This window comes from Streptomyces sp. CB09001, assembly GCF_003369795.1.
In the GTDB taxonomy this organism is placed as follows: Bacteria; Actinomycetota; Actinomycetes; order Streptomycetales; family Streptomycetaceae; genus Streptomyces.
Map to the genome: position 1 here is coordinate 3,514,077 of NZ_CP026730.1, position 21,616 is coordinate 3,535,692.

The 21,616-nt window shown below is 72.9% G+C and carries 20 protein-coding genes and 1 tRNA gene; 20 read left to right on the forward strand and 1 reads right to left on the reverse strand.

Annotation, left to right across the window (positions count from 1 at the left end):
• The first annotated feature begins 18 nt into the window (after window positions 1–18).
• The 20 genes from C4J65_RS16155 to C4J65_RS16255 all read left to right on the forward strand — a co-directional run bounded on the left by C4J65_RS16155 (window position 19) and on the right by C4J65_RS16255 (window position 21,115).
• Window positions 19–981: a MarR family transcriptional regulator gene (locus C4J65_RS16155; protein WP_240330439.1), complete on the forward strand. Its 963-nt coding sequence runs from the start codon at window positions 19–21 to the stop codon at window positions 979–981.
• A gap of 182 nt (window positions 982–1,163) precedes the next feature.
• The gene (locus tag C4J65_RS16160) at window positions 1,164–2,876 is read left to right on the forward strand and encodes an FAD-dependent monooxygenase (protein ID WP_115743044.1); all 1,713 of its coding nucleotides are present in this window, start codon (window positions 1,164–1,166) and stop codon (window positions 2,874–2,876) included.
• Between the two features lie 75 nt (window positions 2,877–2,951).
• Entirely contained in the window at window positions 2,952–3,536 is a 585-nt protein-coding gene (locus C4J65_RS16165) for a flavin reductase family protein (protein ID WP_115743045.1), read from the forward strand.
• 1 nt (window position 3,537) lies between these two features.
• A complete protein-coding gene (locus tag C4J65_RS16170) occupies window positions 3,538–5,310 on the forward strand; it encodes a biotin carboxylase N-terminal domain-containing protein (RefSeq protein WP_115743046.1) in 1,773 nt (590 codons plus the stop codon).
• A 5-nt stretch (window positions 5,311–5,315) separates the two neighbouring features.
• Entirely contained in the window at window positions 5,316–6,302 is a 987-nt protein-coding gene (locus C4J65_RS16175; protein WP_115743047.1) for a questin oxidase family protein, read from the forward strand.
• A gap of 56 nt (window positions 6,303–6,358) precedes the next feature.
• On the forward strand, window positions 6,359–7,825 hold the full coding sequence (locus C4J65_RS16180; RefSeq protein WP_115743048.1) for an FAD-dependent monooxygenase: 1,467 nt from the start codon (window positions 6,359–6,361) through the stop codon (window positions 7,823–7,825).
• A 42-nt stretch (window positions 7,826–7,867) separates the two neighbouring features.
• On the forward strand, window positions 7,868–8,197 hold the full coding sequence (locus tag C4J65_RS16185; protein ID WP_061443596.1) for a TcmI family type II polyketide cyclase: 330 nt from the start codon (window positions 7,868–7,870) through the stop codon (window positions 8,195–8,197).
• Window positions 8,194–9,465 carry a beta-ketoacyl-[acyl-carrier-protein] synthase family protein gene (locus C4J65_RS16190; protein WP_061443597.1) on the forward strand — a complete coding sequence of 424 codons (1,272 nt, stop codon included), beginning with the start codon at window positions 8,194–8,196 and terminating at the stop codon, window positions 9,463–9,465. Before C4J65_RS16185 ends, C4J65_RS16190 begins: the two co-directional genes overlap by 4 nt.
• Window positions 9,462–10,679 (forward strand): ketosynthase chain-length factor, encoded by a 1,218-nt coding sequence (locus C4J65_RS16195; protein ID WP_115743049.1) that lies wholly within the window; start codon window positions 9,462–9,464, stop codon window positions 10,677–10,679. Before C4J65_RS16190 ends, C4J65_RS16195 begins: the two co-directional genes overlap by 4 nt.
• A gap of 238 nt (window positions 10,680–10,917) precedes the next feature.
• Entirely contained in the window at window positions 10,918–11,190 is a 273-nt protein-coding gene (locus C4J65_RS16200) for an acyl carrier protein (protein WP_115743050.1), read from the forward strand.
• Between the two features lie 121 nt (window positions 11,191–11,311).
• A complete protein-coding gene (gene fabG, locus C4J65_RS16205; RefSeq protein ID WP_115743051.1) occupies window positions 11,312–12,097 on the forward strand; it encodes a 3-oxoacyl-ACP reductase FabG in 786 nt (261 codons plus the stop codon).
• A gap of 38 nt (window positions 12,098–12,135) precedes the next feature.
• Window positions 12,136–13,080 carry an aromatase/cyclase gene (locus C4J65_RS16210; RefSeq protein WP_115743052.1) on the forward strand — a complete coding sequence of 315 codons (945 nt, stop codon included), beginning with the start codon at window positions 12,136–12,138 and terminating at the stop codon, window positions 13,078–13,080.
• Window positions 13,081–13,083: 3 nt separating this feature from the next.
• The gene (locus C4J65_RS16215; RefSeq protein ID WP_275898155.1) at window positions 13,084–15,474 is read left to right on the forward strand and encodes an SDR family oxidoreductase; all 2,391 of its coding nucleotides are present in this window, start codon (window positions 13,084–13,086) and stop codon (window positions 15,472–15,474) included.
• A gap of 4 nt (window positions 15,475–15,478) precedes the next feature.
• Window positions 15,479–16,939: an MFS transporter gene (locus C4J65_RS16220; protein WP_115743053.1), complete on the forward strand. Its 1,461-nt coding sequence runs from the start codon at window positions 15,479–15,481 to the stop codon at window positions 16,937–16,939.
• 35 nt (window positions 16,940–16,974) lie between these two features.
• The gene (locus tag C4J65_RS16225; RefSeq protein ID WP_115743054.1) at window positions 16,975–17,424 is read left to right on the forward strand and encodes an acyl carrier protein; all 450 of its coding nucleotides are present in this window, start codon (window positions 16,975–16,977) and stop codon (window positions 17,422–17,424) included.
• A complete protein-coding gene (locus tag C4J65_RS16230; RefSeq protein ID WP_115743055.1) occupies window positions 17,421–18,230 on the forward strand; it encodes a 4'-phosphopantetheinyl transferase superfamily protein in 810 nt (269 codons plus the stop codon). Before C4J65_RS16225 ends, C4J65_RS16230 begins: the two co-directional genes overlap by 4 nt.
• 7 nt (window positions 18,231–18,237) lie before the next feature.
• Window positions 18,238–19,881: an acyl-CoA carboxylase subunit beta gene (locus tag C4J65_RS16235; RefSeq protein ID WP_115743056.1), complete on the forward strand. Its 1,644-nt coding sequence runs from the start codon at window positions 18,238–18,240 to the stop codon at window positions 19,879–19,881.
• On the forward strand, window positions 19,878–20,153 hold the full coding sequence (locus C4J65_RS16240; protein WP_115743057.1) for an acyl-CoA carboxylase epsilon subunit: 276 nt from the start codon (window positions 19,878–19,880) through the stop codon (window positions 20,151–20,153). The genes C4J65_RS16235 and C4J65_RS16240 overlap by 4 nt, the downstream gene beginning before the upstream one ends.
• On the forward strand, window positions 20,150–20,722 hold the full coding sequence (locus C4J65_RS16245) for a nuclear transport factor 2 family protein (protein WP_115743058.1): 573 nt from the start codon (window positions 20,150–20,152) through the stop codon (window positions 20,720–20,722). Before C4J65_RS16240 ends, C4J65_RS16245 begins: the two co-directional genes overlap by 4 nt.
• Window positions 20,723–20,788: 66 nt before the next feature.
• Window positions 20,789–21,115: an acyl carrier protein gene (locus C4J65_RS16255; protein ID WP_115743059.1), complete on the forward strand. Its 327-nt coding sequence runs from the start codon at window positions 20,789–20,791 to the stop codon at window positions 21,113–21,115.
• Between the two features lie 147 nt (window positions 21,116–21,262).
• Here C4J65_RS16255 and C4J65_RS16260 read toward each other — a convergent pair.
• Window positions 21,263–21,349 (reverse strand) — tRNA-Leu (locus C4J65_RS16260).
• Between the last annotated feature and the right edge of the window lie 267 nt (window positions 21,350–21,616).

Here is a 21,616-nt window from a genome sequence, read left to right on the forward strand (position 1 = left end):
CGTATACTCGGGCAGGAGGTGCTGTTCTTGCGGTATGAACGCGACGCCGGGCGAGGCCCCGTCACACGGACCGAGGAGACCGCGGAAGTCCCCGGTGTACTCCCGGAGGCACTCACCGACTTCATCGGATACCTCCTGCGCCGGGTCCACGCCCAGTTCTCCTCGACCGGCACCGGCGGCGACGCGGACTCCCGCGACTTCCTGGTCCTGGACGCGCTCACCGGCCACGACTGGGAGTCCCAGCTCGACCTGGCCGAGCGGCTCGGCATCAACCGCACCATCATGGTGTCGGTCATCGACCGCCTCGAGGAGCGCGGTGAGGTCCGGCGCACCCGCAACCCCGACAACCGTCGCCAGTACGTGCTCTCCCTGACGGACGAGGGCCGCCGGGCACTGGACGTCCGGCGGCGTGCGGTGGCCGAGCGGGACGCCCTGCTCACCTCTGTCCTCACCCCCGACGAGACCGCCCGGCTCGACACCCTCCTCGCCCGTCTGCTGCCCGAGTCCGCGCAGTCCCTGGTCCAGGGCACCGAGTACCTGGTGGCCCAGGCCCACCACCGGCTGCGCCGGCTCGGCGACGAGAAGCTGGCCGGCACCGGCCTGCGGGTGCGCCACTACGGCCCGCTGTCCGCCCTGGCGACGTTCGGGCCCTGCGCCCAGCAGCGGCTCGCGGAACTGCTGGCGATCACCGGGCCCGCCGTCTCCCAGCTCGTGGACGAACTGGTCAAGCAGCAGCTCGTACGCCGGGGCCGCGACCCGCACGACCGGCGCCGCTACGCCCTCGAAGTGACCGACACCGGCCGGGAGAAGCTGGACACCGTGGCGCGGGCCGTGGCCGGCCTGGCGGCGGACGTGACGGATCTGCTCGGTTCCGGCGGCACGGAGGAATTGCGCACCCTGCTGCTGAAACTCCTTTCCCCCACCCATTCCGGAAGCGCCTTCTCCGCTATTTCTGCGCCTTCTGTTCCGGCCGGGGGTTGACCCAGCGGGCAAAGGCTGTCACGCTTAATCCAGCGGTTCTCGCATGCCCTTTCCACAATCTTCCAGAAGCCGTACCAAGGCTCTTCATTCCAAACGGAGTGAAGGGCCTTTTTTCATGCGGTCACACCGCCGTGCCCACCACCGAAACCCGCTGTGCACCGCCCCGACGAAGGAGACAGCTCATGGTCGCGACACGGACCGAAGGCATACCCGAACCGGCCGGCGTCCCCGAGGAGATGACCTTCGACGTCATCGTCCTGGGCTCGGGACTGGCCGGCTCCGTGACGGGGACGATCCTGGCCCGGCACGGCGCGAAGGTCCTGCTGGTCGACGCGGCCGCGCACCCCCGCTTCGCCATCGGCGAATCCATGACCCCGCAGCTCGTCGAGTGGATCCACATCCTCTCCGAACGGCACGGGATACCCGAGCTGAAGAGCCTGTCCAGCGTCCAGGCCTCCACCCGGGACATCGCCCCGACGTTCGGCACCAAGGCGCACTTCGGGTTCATGAAGCACGAGGTCGGCAAGGAACCCGATCCCCGGCAGGCGACGCAGCTGGCGCTGCCGAAGATCTTCCACCAGAACAGCCACATGTTCCGCCAGGACAGCGACGCCTTCATGTTCCACGTGGCGATCAAGTACGGCTGCACCCCCCGCCAGAACTGGCGGGCGAGCGAGGTCGACTTCGACGACGACGGCGTGACGGTCCTCGGCAAGAGCGCCGCCCCCGGCGCCCAGCCCGAGCTGTACCGGGCGAAGTACCTGGTGGACGCCTCCGGGTTCCGCTCACCGCTCGCCGACAAGCTCGACCTGCGGGAGAAGCCGGCCCGCTTCAAGCACCACTCCCGGTCGATGTTCACCCACTACGTCGGCATCAAGCGGTTCGACGACGTCAGCGGGCACCCCGCGGCACTCCGCCCGCCGGCCGACTGGCACACCGGCACCATGCACCACCTCATCGAGCGCGGCTGGTTCTGGATCATTCCGTTCGACAATCACGAGAAGTCCCGGAATCCGCTGTGCAGCGTCGCGCTGACCATCGACGAACGCACCTATCCGAAACCCAAGGACCTGTCCCCGGAGCAGGAATTCCAGCTCTTCCTGGACAAATATCCGGCAGTCAAGCGGCAATTCGACGGTGCCACCCGAGTGCGGGAATGGGTGTCCACCGACCGGCTGCAGTATTCCTCGAAACAGACCGTCGGCGACCGCTGGTGCCTGATGTCGCACGCGGCCGGCTTCCTCGACCCGCTGTTCTCCCGTGGGCTGTCGAACACGCTGGAAGTGGTGGACGCGCTGACCTCGCGTCTGGTGACCGCCCTGAAGGACGGCGACTTCTCGGCCGAGCGCTTCGAGTACGTCGAGCGCCTGGAGCAGGGGCTGCTCCAGTACAACGACGAGCTCGTGAACAGCTCGTTCATCTCATTCTCCCACTTCCGACTGTGGAACGCCGTCTTCCGGATCTGGGGTTCCTTCATCACCCCCGGCACCATGCGGCTCACCCGGGCCCGCCTCAAGCATCTGCGCGACGGCCGTCAGGAGCACTTCGACGAGCTGGAGAACGTCCCCCACCCGGGCCTGTGGTGGCCGCAGAGCGACTCCTTCAAGCAGCTGCTGGAGGCCACGGCGGAGACCTGCGAGAAGTACGAGGCGGGTGCGCTGACCGGTGACGAGGCCGCCGACATCGTCTTCAAGCTGATCGACGAGTCCCCGGTCGTCAACCCGGTCTTCGGCTGGAAGGACGAGAGCCGCCGCTTCATCTACCCCTCGACGATGACGATGGCGCGCTTCCTGTACTGGGCCTCCGCGCAGGCGCCGGCCGAGATGAACAGCGTCGGCCGGGAGTTCCTGCTCGGCATCCTCAAGGCCGGCTCCAAGGTCCGCAAGCTCCTCTGACCCGCGCAGCCCCCTCAGACACCGCCAAGAGCCAAGACCCATGAGCCATGAGCCATGAGCCAGGAAGGGATGCCCATGTCCGCAGCAGCGCGGTCACTGACCCGCGCCCCCGAGCAGCGCCGGCCCGTCGATCCCCTGGGCCTGCGCCGTGTGTGCGGCCTGTTCACGACCGGCGTCACCGTGATCACCACCGGATCGGAGGGCGAGGCGGACGGCACGACCGTCAACTCCTTCACCTCGGTCTCCCTGGAGCCCCCGCTCGTCCTGTTCTGTCTGCACCGGCGGTCCCGGCTGCACACCCTGCTGACCGAGAGCGGCGGGTTCACCGTCAACTTCCTCTCCGGCCGCCAGCAGTCGCTGGCCCGGCACTTCGCCGAGCGGCGGCCGGACATGCTCGCCGGGGTCCCGCACCACTTCAGCGCGGACGGACTGCCCGTGCTGAGCGAGGCGCTGGCCCATCTGACCTGCACGACGGTCGACGTCCACACGGCCGGTGACCACGACATCGTCGTCGGCGAGGTGGTGGACCTCGGAGCGCCGGAGCAGGGCCGCGAACCGCTGGTCTTCTTCGACGGTTCGCTGGGGCCGCTGCAGTCCGGCGCCGGCCGGTTCCACCACGCGGCCCCGGACGCGCCGACGACCGCCCGGCAGGCGTCCTGACATGCGGAGGGTGCTCATCGCCAATCGTGGCGAAATCGCTGTCCGTGTGGCCCGGGCCTGCCGGGACGCCGGGATCGCGAGCGTGGCCGTCTACGCGGATCCGGACCGGGACGCGTTGCATGTCCGTGCCGCTGATGAGGCGTTCGCCCTGGGTGGTGACACCCCCGCGACCAGCTATCTGGACATCGCCAAGGTCCTCAACGCCGCCCGTGAGTCGGGCGCGGACGCCATCCACCCCGGCTACGGATTCCTCTCCGAGAACGCCGAGTTCGCGCAGGCGGTCGGGGACGCCGGTCTGATCTGGATCGGCCCGCCCCCGCACGCCATCCGGGACCTGGGCGACAAGGTCGCCGCCCGCCACATCGCCCAGCGGGCCGGCGCCCCCCTGGTCGCCGGCACCCCCGACCCCGTCTCCGGCGCGGACGAGGTCGTCGCCTTCGCCAGGGAACACGGCCTGCCCATCGCGATCAAGGCCGCCTTCGGCGGCGGCGGCCGCGGCCTCAAAGTCGCCCGCACCCTCGAAGAGGTCCCCGAACTCTACGACTCCGCCGTCCGCGAGGCCGTGGCCGCCTTCGGCCGCGGCGAATGCTTCGTCGAGCGCTACCTCGACCAGCCCCGCCACGTGGAGACCCAGTGCCTGGCCGACACCCACGGCAACGTGGTCGTCGTCTCCACCCGCGACTGCTCCCTCCAGCGCCGCCACCAAAAACTCGTCGAGGAGGCCCCCGCGCCCTTCCTCTCCGACACCCAGGTGGAGGAGCTGTACGCGTCCTCCAAGGCCATCCTCAAGGAAGCCGGCTACGTCGGCGCCGGCACCGTCGAATTCCTCGTCGGAGCAGACGGCACCATCTCCTTCCTGGAGGTCAACACCCGCCTCCAGGTCGAACACCCCGTCACCGAGGAAGTCGCCGGCATCGACCTGGTCCGCGAGATGTTCCGCATCGCCGACGGCGAAGAACTGGGCTACGACGACCCCGCCCTGCGCGGCCACTCCTTCGAGTTCCGCATCAACGGCGAGGACCCCGGCCGCGGCTTCCTGCCCGCCCCCGGCACCGTCACCCGCTTCGACGCACCCACCGGCCCCGGCGTCCGCCTCGACGCCGGCGTCGAATCCGGCAGCGTCATCGGCCCCGCCTGGGACTCCCTCCTGGCCAAACTGATCGTCACCGGCCGCACCCGCGCCGAGGCACTCCAGCGCGCCGCCCGCGCCCTGGACGAGTTCACCGTCGAGGGCATGGCCACCGCCCTCCCCTTCCACCGCACCGTCGTCCGCGACCCCGCCTTCGCCCCCGAACTCACCGGCTCCACCGACCCCTTCACCGTCCACACCCGCTGGATCGAGACCGGCTTCGTCAACGAGATCACACCCTTCACCGCCCCCGCGGACACCGAGGCGGACGAGGAGAGCGGCCGCGAGACGGTCGTCGTCGAGGTCGGCGGCAAACGCCTGGAAGTCTCCCTGCCCTCCAGCCTGGGCATGTCCCTGGCCCGCACCGGCCTGGCCGCCGGCGCCCGCCCCAAACGCCGCGCGGCCAAGAAGTCCGGCCCCGCCGCCTCCGGCGACACCCTCGCCTCCCCCATGCAGGGCACCATCGTCAAGATCGCCGTCGAGGAGGGCCAGGAAGTCCAGGAAGGCGACCTCATCGTCGTCCTCGAAGCCATGAAGATGGAACAGCCCCTCAACGCCCACAAAACCGGCACCGTCAAGGGCCTCACCGCCGAAGTCGGCGCCTCCCTCACCTCCGGCGCCGCCATCTGCGAAATCAAGGACTGACGGCCGTGGCAGCACTCAGCTACTCCGAGGCCGTGAGCGAGGCGCTGGAGCGTCTGCGTCCGGTCGGTTTCGAGCACGGCAGAAGCTTCGTCAACCACGCTCCGATGGCCGCCGAGGCCCTGGCTCACATGGGGTACGCCGACGAGGTGCCGGCGTGGGTCGAGCGGAACCTGCGCAGCCGCTCCTATCACGACGTGCCCGAGCGCCGCTGGCCCATCGATCCCGACGACCCCGCCGACTGGCGGGCCGCGCTGGGAGACTTCTCCCGGGTGGCCGACTGGACGGCGCTGTTCGAGAGGGAGTTGGCGCTGAGCCCGTGGCCCCAAGTGCTGGCCCGCTGGTGGCCCCGGCTGCTGCCCGGCATGTCCGCGGTGCTCACGCACGGCGTGATCCGTACCGCGCACGCGGTCCGGGCCGTGGCCGCCGCCCCCGGCGACAACCGGTTCCAGCTGGGCGAACTGGCCCAGGGCCTGGGCTACTGGGCCGCACGCCATTCGACCCACGGCATCGTCGCCGACCCCGACGACGTGCCGGGACCCGGACGCGCCCCGGACACCGGGCACGACGGGGACGGAGGCCGCGACGAGGTCGCGCGGGCCCTGGACGCGCTCGTCGCCGAGTACGCCGGGATCTACGCCACCGTCTCCCAGCACCATCCGATCCCCCTGATCCACGCGGTCACCGGGCCCGCCGCGGTGCGCCTGGTGGTCGACCACCTGCCGCCCGCCCAGCGCCGCCCGTCCTACCTGACGGCGCGGGCGGTCAGCCGCACGATGCTCGACTGGTTCCGCGCGGCGCCCGGCACCGCCACCCCGGCGCCGGCCGGCCCGCCCGCCCTGGCGGAGGTCTTCGCGAGGGCCGTGGAGATCGGCGACGAGCACACCATCAAGCTCGCCGAGGTCGCGGTGCGCCACGAGGCGTTCTCACCCGATCCCCGGCACGCGGCGGCCGCGCACCTGGCGAACCAGGCCATCGGGCGCCTGTCCCGCTGATCCGCCCCACACCCGTTCCCTGCCCCGCCCGCCCGGCGGGATTCCCGAGGAGTGTCATGGACGCACAAGTCATCGTCGTGGGCGCCGGGCCGGCCGGCATGATGCTCGCGGGCGAGCTGCGGCTCGCGGGCGTCGACGTCGTCGTACTGGAGAAACTCGCCGCACGCACCGGAGAGTCACGGGGCCTCGGCTTCACCGCACGCACCATGGAGGTCTTCGACCAGCGGGGCCTGCTGTCCCGCTTCGGGGACGTCGAGGTCAGCAACGTGGGCCATTTCGGGGGCCTGCCGGTGGACTTCGGCGTGCTGGACGGCGCCCACCAGGCGGCCAAGAGCGTCCCGCAGTCGGTCACCGAGACCGTGCTGGAGGAGTGGTGCACCCGGCTCGGCGCCGACCTGCGGCGCCGCCACGAGGTGCGGTCCGTCACGGAGAAGGAGGACTGCGTCGAGGTCGAGGTGAACGGCCCCGACGGAGTTCAGCGGCTGCGCTGCGAGTACCTGGTCGGCTGCGACGGCGGCCGCTCGGTGATCCGCAAGAAGGCCGGCTTCGACTTCCCCGGCACGCCCTCGACCCTGGAGATGTACCTCGCCGACGTCAAGGGCGTGGACCTGCAACCGCGGATGATCGGCGAGACCCTGGAAGGCGGCATGGTCATGGTCGGCCCGCTGCCCGGCGGGATCACCCGGCTGATCGTGTGCGAGCGCGGCACCCCGCCCAAGCGGCGCGAGCAGCCCCCGACCTGGGACGAGGTCTCCGCCGCCTGGCAGCGGCTGACCGGCGACGACATCTCGCACGCCGAACCGGTGTGGCTGTCGGCCTTCGGCGACGGCACGCGGCAGGTCTCTCAGTACCGGCGCGGCCGGGTCCTCCTGGCCGGCGACTCCGCCCACATCCACCTCCCGGCCGGCGGCCAGGGCATGAACACCAGCATCCAGGACTCGGTGAACCTCGGCTGGAAGCTCGGCGCCGTGGTGCGCGGCCGGGCCCCCGAGTCGCTGCTCGACAGCTACCACGCCGAACGCCACCCGGTCGGGGAGCGGCTGCTGATGAACACCCGGGCCCAGGGACTGCTGTTCCTGTCCGGACCCGAGGTGCAGCCGCTGCGCGACGTACTGACCGAACTGATCCGCTACCCCGAGGTCGGCCGGCACTTCGCGGCGATGGTCTCGGGCCTGGAGATCCACTACGACCTCGACGGCGGCTCCCACCCGCTGCTCGGCCGCCGCCTGCCCGACGTGGAGCTGAGCGGCCACAAGCTGCTGTCCCGCAGCACCGAGGCGCTGCGGGCCGGGCGCGGTGTGCTGCTGGACCTCGCCGACAACGGCCGGCTGCGCGAGCGGGCCCGGCCCTGGCTGGACCGGATCGACGTGGTCACCGCCGCCCCCGTACTGCCCGAGGACAGCGCCTTGGCCCGCACCACCTCCGTACTGGTCCGCCCCGACGGCTACGTGGCCTGGGCGGCCCCCGGCAGCCACGCCGACCTGCCCATGGCCCTGGAGCGCTGGTTCGGATCGGCCCGCTGACCCGCCTGCCCGCACCCGCCCCACCCGCCCAGAGGAGAGACCATGCACAGCACGTTGATCGTCGCCCGGATGGACCCGGGCAGCAGCACCGAGGTCGCCCGGCTCTTCGGCGAGTTCGACGGCACCGAGATGCCCCACCTGATGGGCACCCGGCGCCGCCAGCTCTTCGCCTACCGCGGCCTCTACTTCCACCTTCAGGACTTCGACGGTGACAACGGCGGAGAGCTGATCGAGCAGGCGAAGACCGACGACAGGTTCGTGCGGATCAGCGAGGACCTCAAGCCGTTCATCCAGGCGTACGACCCGGCGACCTGGCGCTCGCCCGCCGACGCCCTCGCCACCCGCTTCTACGACTGGGAGGGCCGGGCGTGAGCGCCAGACGAGTGGTCATCACGGGCGTCGGCGTCACCGCGCCCGGCGGGGTGGGCCGGAAGAACTTCTGGAGCCTGCTCAGCGAGGGCCGCACCGCCACCCGGGGGATCACCTTCTTCGACCCCTCCGCCTTCCGGTCCCGGGTCGCCGCCGAGATCGACTTCGACCCCGAGGAACACGGGCTGAGTCCCCAGGAGATCCGCCGGATGGACCGGGCGGCCCAACTGGCGGTGGTCACCGCCCGCGAGGCGCTCGCCGACAGCGGACTCGACCTGTCCGGCGCCGACCCGTACCGGGTCGGGGTCACCATCGGAAGCGCGGTCGGCGCCACCATGGGCCTCGACCAGGAGTACCGCGTCGTCAGCGACGGCGGCCGGCTCGACCTGGTGGACCACCGGTACGCCGTGCCGCACCTGTACAACTACCTCGTGCCCAGCTCCCTGGCCGCCGAGGTGGCGTGGGCGGCGGGCGCCGAGGGCCCGGCCACGGTCGTCTCCACCGGCTGCACCTCCGGGCTCGACTCCGTCGGGCACGCCGTGGAGCTGATCCGCGAGGGTTCGGCGTGCGCCGTGGTGGCCGGGGCCACCGACGCGCCCATCTCACCGATCACCCTGGCCTGCTTCGATGCCATCAAGGCCACCACTCCCCGCAACGACGACCCGGAACACGCCTCGCGGCCCTTCGACGGCACGCGCAACGGTTTCGTGCTCGGCGAGGGCTCCGCGGTGTTCGTGCTGGAGGAGCTGGAGGCCGCCCGGCGGCGCGGCGCACACATCTACGCCGAGATCGCCGGCTACGCCTCGCGCTGCAACGCCTTCCACATGACGGGCCTGCGCCCGGACGGCGCCGAGATGGCCGAGGCCATCACGGTCGCGCTGGACGAGGCCCGGCTCAACCCCGAGGACGTCGACTACATCAACGCGCACGGTTCGGGCACCAAGCAGAACGACCGCCACGAGACCGCCGCCTTCAAGAAGAGCCTGGGCGACCACGCCTACCGGACGCCGGTGTCCTCCATCAAGTCCATGGTCGGACACTCGCTCGGTGCGATCGGCTCGATCGAGATCGCCGCCTCGGTCCTCGCCATGGAGCACGGCGTGGTGCCGCCGACGGCCAACCTGCACACCCCCGACCCCGAGTGCGACCTCGACTACGTACCGCTGACGGCGCGCGAGCACCGCACCGACGCGGTACTGACCGTCGGCAGCGGGTTCGGCGGCTTCCAGAGCGCGATGGTGCTCGCCCGACCGGAGAGGAGCGCCGCATGAGCACGGCCACCGCACGGACCGTGGTGACGGGGCTCGGCATCGCCGCGCCCAACGGCCTGGGCACGGCCGACTACTGGGCGGCCACCCGGGCCGGGAAGAGCGGCATCGCCCGCATCACCCGCTTCGACCCGTCCTCGTACCCGGCGCGGCTGGCCGGCGAGGTGCCCGGCTTCAACGCGGCCGACCACCTGCCCAACCGGCTGCTGGCGCAGACCGACCGGATGACCCGGCTCGCCCTCGTGGCCGCCGACTGGGCGCTGGCCGACGCCGGCACCGTGCCCGCCGACCTGCCCGCCTACGACATGGGCGTGGTCACCGCGAGCTGCTCCGGCGGCTTCGAGTTCGGCCAGGGCGAGCTGCGCAACCTGTGGAGCCGGGGCAGCCAGTACGTCTCCGCCTACCAGTCCTTCGCCTGGTTCTACGCCGTCAACAGCGGCCAGATCTCCATCCGCAACGGCATGAAGGGCCCGAGCGGCGTCCTCGTCTCCGACCAGGCCGGCGGGCTGGACGCGCTGGCGCACGCGCGGCGGCAGATCCGCAAGGGCACCCGGCTGATCATGTCCGGGTCGATCGACGCCTCGATCTGCCCGTGGGGCTGGGTGGCGCAGCTGGCCGGCGGCCGGCTGACCACCGAGCAGGAGCCCGAGCGGGCCTACCTGCCCTTCGACGCGGCGGCGAGCGGACACGTGCCCGCCGAGGGCGGCGCGCTGCTCGTCCTGGAGTCGGAGCGGTCGGCCGCCGAGCGCGGCGCCCGGGTGTACGGCGAGATCGCCGGCTACGGGGCCACGTTCGACCCCGCCCCCGGCAGCGGCCGGCCGCCGGGCCTGCGCAAGGCGATCGAGCTCGCCCTCGCCGACGCGGGCGTGGACGCGGGCGACGTCGACGTCGTGTTCGCGGACGCGGCCGCGGTGCCGGAGCTGGACCGGGCGGAGGCGGACGCGCTCAACGCGGTCTTCGGGCCGCACGGCGTGCCGGTCACCGCGCCCAAGACGATGACCGGACGCCTCTACTCGGGTGCCGCCCCGCTGGACGTGGCGACCGCCCTGCTCGCCGCCCGGGACGGCCTCGTCCCCGCCACCACCAACGTCGACCCGGACACCTCCTACGACCTCGACCTGGTCACCGAGGCGCGCCCCGCCGACCTCCGCACCGCCCTGGTCCTCGCCCGTGGCGAGGGCGGCTTCAACTCGGCCCTGGTCGTCCGCACCCCCTGACCTCCCGCCCCACGAGCACGACCGGCCGCCGCCGGACGCCACCCGGCCTCCCCTCCCCTCCGCCCGGCCGGCGCACGCCCCGGCTCCGGCGGGGCCGGTCTTCCCGTGCTCCCCCCAACGCGCCCGCCTCCCGGTCCGTCATCCGTGTCCCCCACGCCGGACCGGGCGGCGGGCGTTCGTCCGTCCGCGCCCCGGGGCCCGCCCGGGACGCGGGGCACCGACAGAGAGGACCCCACCCATGCCCACGCAGTCCTTCACCCTCGACGACCTCCGGCGCGTCCTGCTGGAGGCGGCAGGCGCCGACGAGAGCGTGGATCTCGACGGCGACATCCTCGACACCGACTTCGAGGAGCTCAGCTACGAGTCCCTGGCCATCCTCGAAACCTGCGGCCGCATAGAGCGGGAGTACGGCATCACGCTCGACGACTCCGTGGTGACCGAGGCGACGACGCCCCGGGCCCTGCTGGGCCTGGTCAACACGCAGCTCGCCGGCCTGCCCGCCGCCGCCTGACCCACCTGTCCCGGGCCCCCCACTGCCCGCCGCGGCCGGGTCACCCCAGGGCCTGTCCCGGCCCGGCCGCGGCGGCACCGGACGCGGCCGTCCACCCAGCACCCACAAGGGAGTACCAGTCATGTCCGACAAGCATCAGCGGGTCGCCCTCGTCTCCGGGGCCACCAGCGGCATCGGCCGCGCCGCCGCGCGGCTGCTGGCCGAGCAGGGGCACCGGGTCTTCATCGGCTCCCGCGATCCCGAGAACGTCAGCACCACCGTGAAGGAACTGCGCGCCGAGGGCCTCGACGTCGACGGCTCCGTCCTGGACGTCCGCTCCGCGCTGTCCATCGAGACCTTCGTCCAGTCCGCCGTGGACCGCTACGGCACCGTGGACGTCCTGGTCAACAACGCGGGCCGGTCCGGCGGCGGCGTCACCGCCGACATCGACGACGAACTCTGGTACGACGTCGTCGAGACCAACCTGAACAGCGTCTTCCGGCTGACCCGCGCCGTGCTGACCACCGGCGGCATGCGCGGCAAGGACCGCGGCCGGATCATCAACATCGCCTCCACCGCGGGCAAGCAGGGCGTGATCCTCGGCGCCCCCTACTCCGCCTCCAAGCACGGGGTGGTCGGTTTCACCAAGGCCCTCGGCAACGAACTCGCCCCCACCGGCATCACCGTCAACGCCGTCTGCCCCGGCTACGTGGAGACGCCGATGGCGCAGCGCGTGCGCGCCGGATACGCCGCCGCCTACGACACCACCGAGGACGCCATCCTCGACAAGTTCCAGGCCAAGATCCCGCTCGGGCGCTACTCCACGCCCGAGGAGGTCGCCGGCCTCGTCGGCTACCTCGCCTCCGACACCGCCGCGTCCATCACCGCACAGGCCCTGAACGTCTGCGGCGGCCTCGGCAACTTCTGACCCGGCCACCACCGCCCACCCCGACGAGGAGATCCCCCATGTCCGCATCCGAGCCACGGGAAGTCGAGCACGAGATCACGGTCTCGGCCCCGGCCGGCGACGTCTACCGGCTGATCGCCGACGTGACGAACTGGCCGCGCGTCTTCCCGCCGACCATCTACGTCGACCACCTGGAGCGCTCCGGCGACGAGGAACTGATCAGGATCTGGGCCACCGCCAACGGCGAGGCCAAGAACTGGACCTCGCGCCGGGTCCTGGACCCCGGGAACCTGCGGATCACCTTCCGGCAGCAGGTCTCCACGCCCCCGGTCGCCACCATGGGCGGCACCTGGATCGTCGAGCCGGCCGGCGAGCACACCGCGCGCGTCCGGCTGCTCCACGACTACACGGCAGTCGACGACGACCCCGCCGGCCTGGCCTGGATCGAGGAGGCCGTCGACCGCAACTCCCGCACGGAGCTCGCGGCGCTGAAGACCAACGTCGAACTCGCCACCGCCTCCGAGGAACTGACCTTCTCCTTCGAGGACACCGTCGCCATCGACGGCTCCGCCAAGGACGCCTACGACTTCGTCAACGAGGCCGGCCGGTGGGCCGAGCGGCTGCCGCACGTGGCGACCGTGCGCCTCACCGAGGACACCCCCGGCCTGCAGACCCTGGAGATGGACACCCGGGCCAAGGACGGCTCCACCCACACCACCCGGTCCTACCGGGTGTGCCTGGAGGGCCGGAAGATCGCCTACAAGCAGACCACGCTGCCGGCCCTGATGAGCCTGCACACCGGCTACTGGACCTTCCGCGACACGGACACCGGCGCCACCGCGTCCTCGCAGCACACCGTCGTGCTGCGCCCCGAGAACATCGAGCGGATCCTGGGTCCAGAGGCGGGGGTCGCCGAGGCCCGCGAGTACGTGCGCACCGCGCTGAGCACCAACAGCCGGGCCACGCTGGGCCATGCCCGTGACTACGCCGAGGCGAGGCGCTGACCCGTGTCCGGTGCCGACACGGCCGACACGGCCGGCACAGACACAGCCGCCCCGCAGGTCGTCGTGGTCGGCGCCGGCCCCGTCGGGCTGATGCTCGCCGGCGAACTGCGGCTCGGCGGCGCCGAGGTGACCGTGCTGGAACGGCTGGCCACCCCGACCACCGAGTCCCGCGCCTCCACGCTGCACGCGCGGACGATGGAGATCCTCCGGCAGCGCGGTCTGCTGGACGCCCCCGGCGGCTTCGCGGACCCGCTCCCGCCGTGCGAGCCACGGGGCCACTTCGGTGGCCTCCCCCTGGACCTGACGCTGCCCAGCTCCCACCCCGGGCAGTGGAAGGTCCCGCAGGTGCGCACCGAGGCGATCCTCGGCGCCCGGGCGGAACGCCTCGGGGTGCGCGTGCTGCGCGGCCACCGCGTCGTCTCCGTCGAGCAGGACGCCCACCGGGTGCGGGTGGTGGCCGAGCACGCGGGCCGGCGCACCACGTTCACCGCCCGCTACGCCGTGGGCTGCGACGGCGAGCGGTCGGCCGTACGCCGGCTGGCCGGAATCGGCTTCCCGGGCGCCGACGCCGAACGGGAGCTGCTGCGCGCCGACGTCGACGGCCTCGAGATCCCCGACCGGCGCTTCCAGCGGCTGCCGAAGGGACTGGCGATCGCGGCCCGGCGCGGCGACGGCGTCACCCGCGTGATGGTCCACCGCTTCGGTTCCCCGCCGCGCGGCGCCGGGGAACCGGACTTCGGGGACGTCGTGGCGGCCTGGCGGGACGTCACCGGCGAGGACGTCTCCGGCGGCACCCCGCTGTGGGTGAACTCCTTCGGGGACGCCTCCCGGCAGGCCGAGCACTACCGCCAAGGGCGGATCCTGCTGGCCGGCGACGCCGCCCACCAGCAGATGCCGATCGGCGGCCAGGCACTCAACCTGGGCCTCCAGGACGCGGCCAACCTGGGCTGGAAACTCGCGGCCACCGTGTCCGGCCGGGCCCCCGAAGGCCTCCTGGACACGTACCACCGGGAGCGGCACGCGGTCGGACGGCGCGTGCTGTCCACCATCCGCGCGCAGGCCCGCCTGCTGCTCGGCGGCCCCGAGGTGGAGGCGCTGCGCTCGGTGATCGGCGAACTGATCCCGTACGAACCGGTCCGGACGCACCTGGCCGGACTGATCAGCGGTCTCGACGTCCGCTACGGCGCAGACGAGGACCCGGCCCCGGTGGGCGCGCGGCTGCCCGGCCCGCCGCCCGGCGACCACGGCAGCACGCAGGAGGCCCTGCGCCGGGCCCGGGGGGTGCTCCTCGTGGCGACCGGCGACGGGGACCCGCGCGAGGCCCTCGTGCGCGCCGCACGCCCCTTCGCGGGCGCCGTCGACACCGTGACCGTCCCGCCGGCCGGGGACGGCCCGCTGCGGGACGCCGCCGCCGTCCTCGTCCGCCCCGACGGCCACATCGCCTGGACGGGCGACGCACCGGACGGCCTGCGGACGGCGCTCGCCCACTGGTTCGTCCCCGACGAGGAGGCCGGAACGGCCCCCCACCGCGACGGGCACACCGACGGGCGGCCGCGCCCCGCACGCCACCCCGCCGCACGACACCAAGCCGCACGACACCAAGCGGCACGACCTCACGGCAGGAGAGAGAACATGGGCAGTCTGACCGGACGCACGGCGCTCGTCACGGGCGCCAGCCGGGGCATGGGACGGGCCACCGCCGAGCGGCTGGCCCGCGACGGCGCACTCGTCGTCGTGCACTACGGCACCAACGAGGACGCGGCCGCCGAGGTCGTCGACGGCATCGAGCGGGACGGCGGGCGGGCGTTCGCCGTGCGGGCCGAACTCGGCGCCCCCGGCGACGTGCACGAGCTGTTCCTCGCCCTGGAGGAGGGGCTGAAGGAGCGCACCGGCTCCACCGAACTGGACATCCTGGTCAACAACGCCGGGGTGATGGGCGGCGTCAAGGCCGAGGACACCACGCCGGAGCAGTTCGACCGGATCGTCGCCGTGAACGCCAGGGCGCCGTTCTTCATCATCCAGCGGGCGCTCACCAACATGCCCGACGGCGGCCGGATCGTGAACGTCTCCTCCGGACTGACCCGGTTCGCCAACCCCGACGAGATCGCCTACGCGATGAGCAAGGGCGCCGTGGAGCAGCTCGCGCTGCACTTCGCGAAGGCGCTCGGCCCGCGCCGCATCACGGTGAACAGCGTCGCTCCGGGCATCACCCGCAACGGCAACCCGCTGTTCGACATCCCCGAGGCGGTCGAGGCGATGGCCGCGCTGTCCGCCTTCAACCGGGTCGGCGAACCGCAGGACGTCGCCGACGTCGTCGCCTTCCTGGTGTCCGACGACGCCCGCTGGATCACCGGCTCCTTCGTCGACGCCAGCGGCGGCACCCTCCTGGGCTGACGACATGACCAGGACCGTTCCCGGGCCGGTGGCCGACGCCGGGGAAGGACGGTGGAGCCCCCGGCTGTGGGGGCTGCTGCTGGTCCTCGCCGGCAACATGCTCATCGACGCGCTCGAGGTGTCCGTGGCGGTGGTGGCACTGCCCTCCATCGGCACGGACCTCGGGCTGCCCCTGACGAGCGCGCAGTGGGCGATGACCGGCTTCGCCGCCGGCTTCGGCGCCCTCATGCTCTTCGGGACCCGGCTGGTGGCGCTGCTGGGCCGTCGCCGGGTCTATCTGGTGGCGCTCCTCGGGTTCGCCGCCGCCTCCCTGCTCAGCGCCTTCGCCCAGGAGCCCGCGCTGCTCGTCGCGACCCGGCTGGTCAAGGGGTTCTGCGCCGCGCTGACGGCTCCCACGGGGCTGGCCATCATCGCCACCGCCTTCCCCGAGGGCCGTGCCCGCAGCCGTGCCGTCTCCGTCTACACCCTCTTCGGCGCCGGCGGGTTCACCGCGGGCCTGCTGCTGTCCGGCTGGCTGAGCACGTACAGCTGGCGGCTGGCCTTCGCCTTCCCGGCCCCCGTCGTCCTGCTGCTCTTCGCCGCCGCGCTGCGCCTGGTCCCCGGCGGCGACGGCCCGCCGGGCGGCCGCCCGGCCACCCCCCGGCACTACGGCGTGGGGGGCGCGGCCGCCCTCACGGGCGCGCTGCTCGCCCTCGTGCACGGCGTCACCGCGCTGCCCGGGCACGGCTGGGGCGACGTCCGCTTCCTCGGGTCCGTGGCGGCGGCGGCCCTGCTGCTGGCGTGGTTCCGGGCGCTGGAACGCGCCGCGCCGGCCCCGCTGCTGCCTCTCCGGCTGCTGCGCAGCGGGGCCCTGATCCGCTCGGCCCTCGGCGCGGCCTGCCTCAACGGCTCCTATCTCGGGCTGCTGTTCGTGCTGACGTACCAGACGCAGACCCTCGCCGGCTGGTCACCGCCGATGGCGGCCGCGGCCCTGCTGCCGGCCGCCGTGCCGCCGGCGCTCACCGCGCTCGCCTCGGGGCGGCTGATCGCCCGGTTCGGTGCGCCGCGCCTCGTCGCGGCCGGTGCCGCCAGCGCGTTCGCCGGCTGTCTGCTGCAACTGCGGTCCGGCTGGCCCCTGGACTACACCGGGCGGCTGCTGCCCACGCTGCTGCTGGTCGGGCTGGGCTTCGTGCTGTCCTTCGCCGCGCTCAACGTGCAGGCCACCTCCGGGCTGGCGCCCGCCGACCGCGGTGCGGGCAGCGGGCTCTACCAGACCGCCGTGCAACTCGGCGCGGTCCTCGCGGTCGCGCTGGTCGCGGCGCTGCTCGCCGGTGCGGGCGGGGACGGCGGGCCCGCGGCGCGGCTCGCCGCCTGCCGCCCGGCACTGGTCCTGGTGGCCGCGCTCGGCGGTCTCGGCGTGCTCACCTCGCTCTTCGGACTCGCCGGTCCCGGCGCCGCGGGCCGCACGGCCGCACCCCGCACCTGACGTTCACTCCTTCCACTCCACGACGGGGGACGATCATGGATCTGACCACGAGGAACTGGGTCTTCGACGACCTGGACGACCTGGACGACCTCGACTACGAGTTCGAGCGGGACCACGTCGCCGAGCCGGAGCCGCCCGACCTGGCGCACCTGGCCGCCTGCGACCCGGCCGAGCGCACCCGCCTCATCGACGTCTACGTACGAGGCGAACTGGCCCGCGTGCTGCGGGTGCCGCCGGACACCATCGACACCGTGGGGCGCCCCATGAACAGCCTGGGCATCGGGTCCATCAACGGCCTCGAACTGCAACGCCGCATGGAGTCCGTGCTGCGCGTCGACGTCAACCTCAACCGGCTGCTGCGGGCCAACAGCGCGGCCGAGCTGATCGACTGCCTGGCCGGGCAGCTCGGCCCCGAGGACAGCCTCCACAAGCACGACGGGCGCGGCGACCACCTCGTCGCGCACGACGCGCTGGGCACGACGTGATCGGACAGCTCGCGCACCGGCCGGACGCGGCGACCGGCGCGCCGCGGCTGCCCGTGCCCGGGCACCTCGACGTCTGGCTGGTGCGCCGCCCCCGGCTGGACACGGCGGCCGGGACGCTCGCCCTGGACGAGCTGAGCGAGCCGGAACGCCGCCGCACCGCCTCCTTCGTCCGCCCCGCCGACGGGGTCACGTACGCGTCCGCGCACATCGCGCTGCGCCGGCTGCTCGGCGCCTACCTCGGGCTGCCCGCGGCGGGCGTCCCGTTCGTGCGCGAGCCCTGCCCCGGGTGCGCCGGACCGCACGGCAGACCGGCCGTCCGCCATCCCGACCCGCCGCTGCACTTCTCCCTGGCGCACAGCCACGGGATGGCCGTGGTGGCCGTCTCCCGCGCCGTGCTCGGCGTGGACGTGGAGCGGCTGCCGCGGGCCGAGACCGTCGAGGTGTGCGCCGCGGCGCTGCACCCCGACGAGCAGTCCGAGCTGGCACGGCTGGGCCCCGAGGAGCGGCGCCCGGCCTTCGGCCGGATCTGGACCCGCAAGGAGGCCTACCTCAAGGCGCTGGGCACCGGCCTGTCCCGCGATCCCGCCCGGGACTACCTGGGCGCCGACCAGGCCCGCCGGCCGGATGGCTGGACGCTGCTGGACCTGGCGTCCGGCCCCCGGCACAACGCCGCCGTCGCCGTGCGCGGCGCGCCGCCCGAACGGGTCGCCGTGCGCTGGCTGCCGCCCACCGCGACACACGTCGACGGGTCGGTGGACCTGGCCGCCGGCGGTGTGACCACCCGCGTATCCGACTGGGGAGCGTGACACGACGATGTCGACCGACCAGAGAACCGAGCAGACGGCCGATCAGACGACCGAGCAGACCACCGAGCGACAGCCCCTGCACCGGCGCGAGCACCGGGGCCAGTGGAGCGCCGAGGAGCGCATCGAGGAACTCGGCCTGATCAAGCAGGCCGCCCGGCACGGCGACCCGACGGCCACCGAACGGCAGCACGCCAAGGGGAAGCTCACCGCCCACGAACGGATCGAACTCCTGCTCGACGAGGGGTCGTTCACCGAGGTCGAGATGTTGCGCCGGCACCGCGCCACCGGCTTCGGACTCGAGAAGAAGCGCCCCTACACCGACGGCGTGATCACCGGCTGGGGCACCGTCCACGGCCGCACGGTCTTCGTGTACGCCCACGACTTCCGGGTGTTCGGCGGCGCCCTCGGCGAAGCGCACGCACTGAAGATCCACAAGATCATGGACATGGCGATCTCGGCCGGCGCGCCCCTGGTGTCGCTCAACGACGGAGCGGGCGCCCGCATCCAGGAGGGCGTCTGCGCGCTCGCCGGCTACGGCGGCATCTTCCAGCGCAACACCAGGGCCTCCGGCGTGATCCCGCAGATCAGCGTGATGCTCGGCCCCTGCGCGGGCGGCGCCGCCTATTCACCGGCGCTGACCGACTTCGTCTTCATGGTCCGCGACATCGCGCAGATGTTCATCACCGGCCCGGACGTGGTGAAGGCGGTGACGGGCGAAGAGATCAGCCAGGACGCCCTCGGCGGCGCCGACGTCCACGCCACCGCCTCCGGCGTCGCCCACTTCGCCTACGACGACGTGCACGGCTGCCTGGAGGACGTACGCCACCTGCTGTCCCTGCTGCCCTCCAACAACCGCGAACTGCCACCGGCCGCGCCCGGCTCCGACCCGGCCGACCGGCGCACCGACCGGCTGCTGGAGATCGTCCCCGACGACCCCGGCCGGGTCTACGACATCCGCGCCGTCATCGAGGAGATCGTCGACGACGGCGACTACTTCGAGGTGCACCCCGGCTGGGCGACCAACATGGTGTGCGCCCTGTCCCGGCTCGACGGCGAGGTCGTGGGCATCGTCGCCAACCAACCCACGTCGTACGCCGGGGTCCTGGACATCGACGCGAGTGAAAAGGCCGCGCGGTTCGTGCAGTTCTGCGACGCCTTCAACATCCCGCTGGTGACGCTGATCGACGTCCCGGGCTTCCTGCCCGGCGTCGACCAGGAGCACAACGGCATCATCCGGCGCGGGGCCAAGCTGCTGTACGCCTACTGCAACGCCACCGTGCCGCGCGTCTCCCTCGTGCTGCGCAAGGCCTACGGCGGCGCGTACATCGTGATGGACTCCCGCTCCATCGGCTCCGACCTGGCGCTGGCCTGGCCCTCCAACGAGATCGCGGTGATGGGCGCCGAGGGCGCCGCCAATGTCATCTTCCGCCGGGAGATCGCCGCGTCGGACGACCCCGAGGGCACCCGCGCGCAGAAGATCAAGGAGTACCAGGCGGAGCTGATGCATCCGTACTACGCCGCCGAACGCGGCCTCATCGACGACGTGATCGACCCGCGGGACACGCGGCGCGCCCTCGTCGGGGCCCTGTCGATGCTGCGCAGCAAACAGGCCGACCTGCCGTGCCGCAAGCACGGCAACCCCCCGCAGTGAGCGGGACCGACGGCGCGGACGCCACCGACGGGACCGCGGTCGTCCGGATCCTGCGGGGCCGGCCCACCCCCGCCGAGATCGCCGCCCTCACCAGCGTCCTGCTCGCCCACGCCGCCGCCCTCGGCGCCGTCCCGCCCGGCCCGCCCCGCCCCCGGCCGACCGCGGGCTGGCGCCGCCCGGAACGCGCCGCCGCGCACCGCGACCCCCGCGGCTGGCACACCGCCGGCGGCCCGGGCGGCCGCCCACCCCACGGAAAGGACCTCGCCCCATGACCCGCCCACCCTCCGGCCCCGTCGCCGGCCCGGACACGGTCACCCTCGCCCGGGCCGAATTCGACGCCCTGCGCGCCCAGGTCCGGGCACTGAGCGACCGGACGGAGATCGCCGGACTGGTCGACCGCTACGTCACCCTGCTGGACACCCAGGACGAGAACGGTTTCGACGACGGCTGGCCCGCGGAGGTCTTCACCGAGGACTGCCTGCTGGAGTTCCCCGTCGGCACGCTGGAAGGACGGGAGGGCGCCGCCGCCTTCCACTTCGACCGCAAGTCCCGGTTCGCCCGCACCCATCACCTGGCGTCCAACTACGGCATCACCACCGACGGCGACACCGCCCGGATCCGCGTCCACCTCGTCGCCTCGCACGTGCACCACGAGGACGGCCCCGACCCCGGCGGCCGCTTCGACATCGGCGGCCACAGCGCGGCCGAGGCGGTCCGCACCCCCGACGGCTGGCGGATCCACCGCTGGCGGTTCCACCTGACGTGGTCGGACGGGGCCGGCCCGCGACCCGGTCCCGAAGCGCACGCCCTGCGCGCCTCCCAGCCCCGCCCCCGCACCTGACCGACCCGCACCCGCACCCGCACCCGCACCCGCACCCGCACCCGCACCCGACGAAAGGACACCACCGTGCCGGGCAACCCAGTCACCCTCGACACCGACGCCCTGCGAGACCTCCACGGCGCGGCCCGCGTGCGGGCCTTCGAGACGTTCCTGTGCCGCAGCCTGGCACCCCACCTCCACGTCCCGCCGGCCCACCGGGTCTCCCTGACCCGGCCGCTGTACGCCCAGGGCATCGACTCGCTGACCGCGCTGGCCCTCCAGCGCACCCTGGAGTCGGCGCTGGGAATTCCCGTCCCCTCGCACCAGCTGCTGCGGGAACAGACCGTCGGGGAACTCGCCGCCGTCCTCAGCACCACGACGGAGCGGGCGGCTCCCGAGGAGGCCACCGGCTGATCACCGGCCGCCGGACGACGGCCCTGTGAGTAAAGTCTCAGACCCCGGGAGCGGTCCGCTCCGCGGCCCGGCGCACAGCAGAACGGGGCGGCATCTTCACGATGCCGCCCCGTCTTTTTGCGTATCCAGAGCATCTGCCATGCTCCGTGGTGCGCGAGGGGGGAGTTGAACCCCCACGCCCTTGCGGGCACTGGAACCTGAATCCAGCGCGTCTGCCTATTCCGCCACCCGCGCATTGGGTGTGTCTTCCGGGCCTTTCCTTGCGGTCCGGCGCCTTCCGACACGAGAACATTAGCACGCTGGAAGGGGTCGATTCACATCCCTTTCCCCTGGCGGACCGGGGCGCCCGACCTCCTTCGGGCACTCGTCCCGGTCCGTGGCCGTTCACGTATCAACCTCGTACCGGTCCGGCCCGTCTCCCCAGGAGCCGGTGGGGGAGCGCGGTCAGGTGCGGGACACTGGTCTGCGGCCGCCTCTACGATCCTGGGCATGAGTTACCTG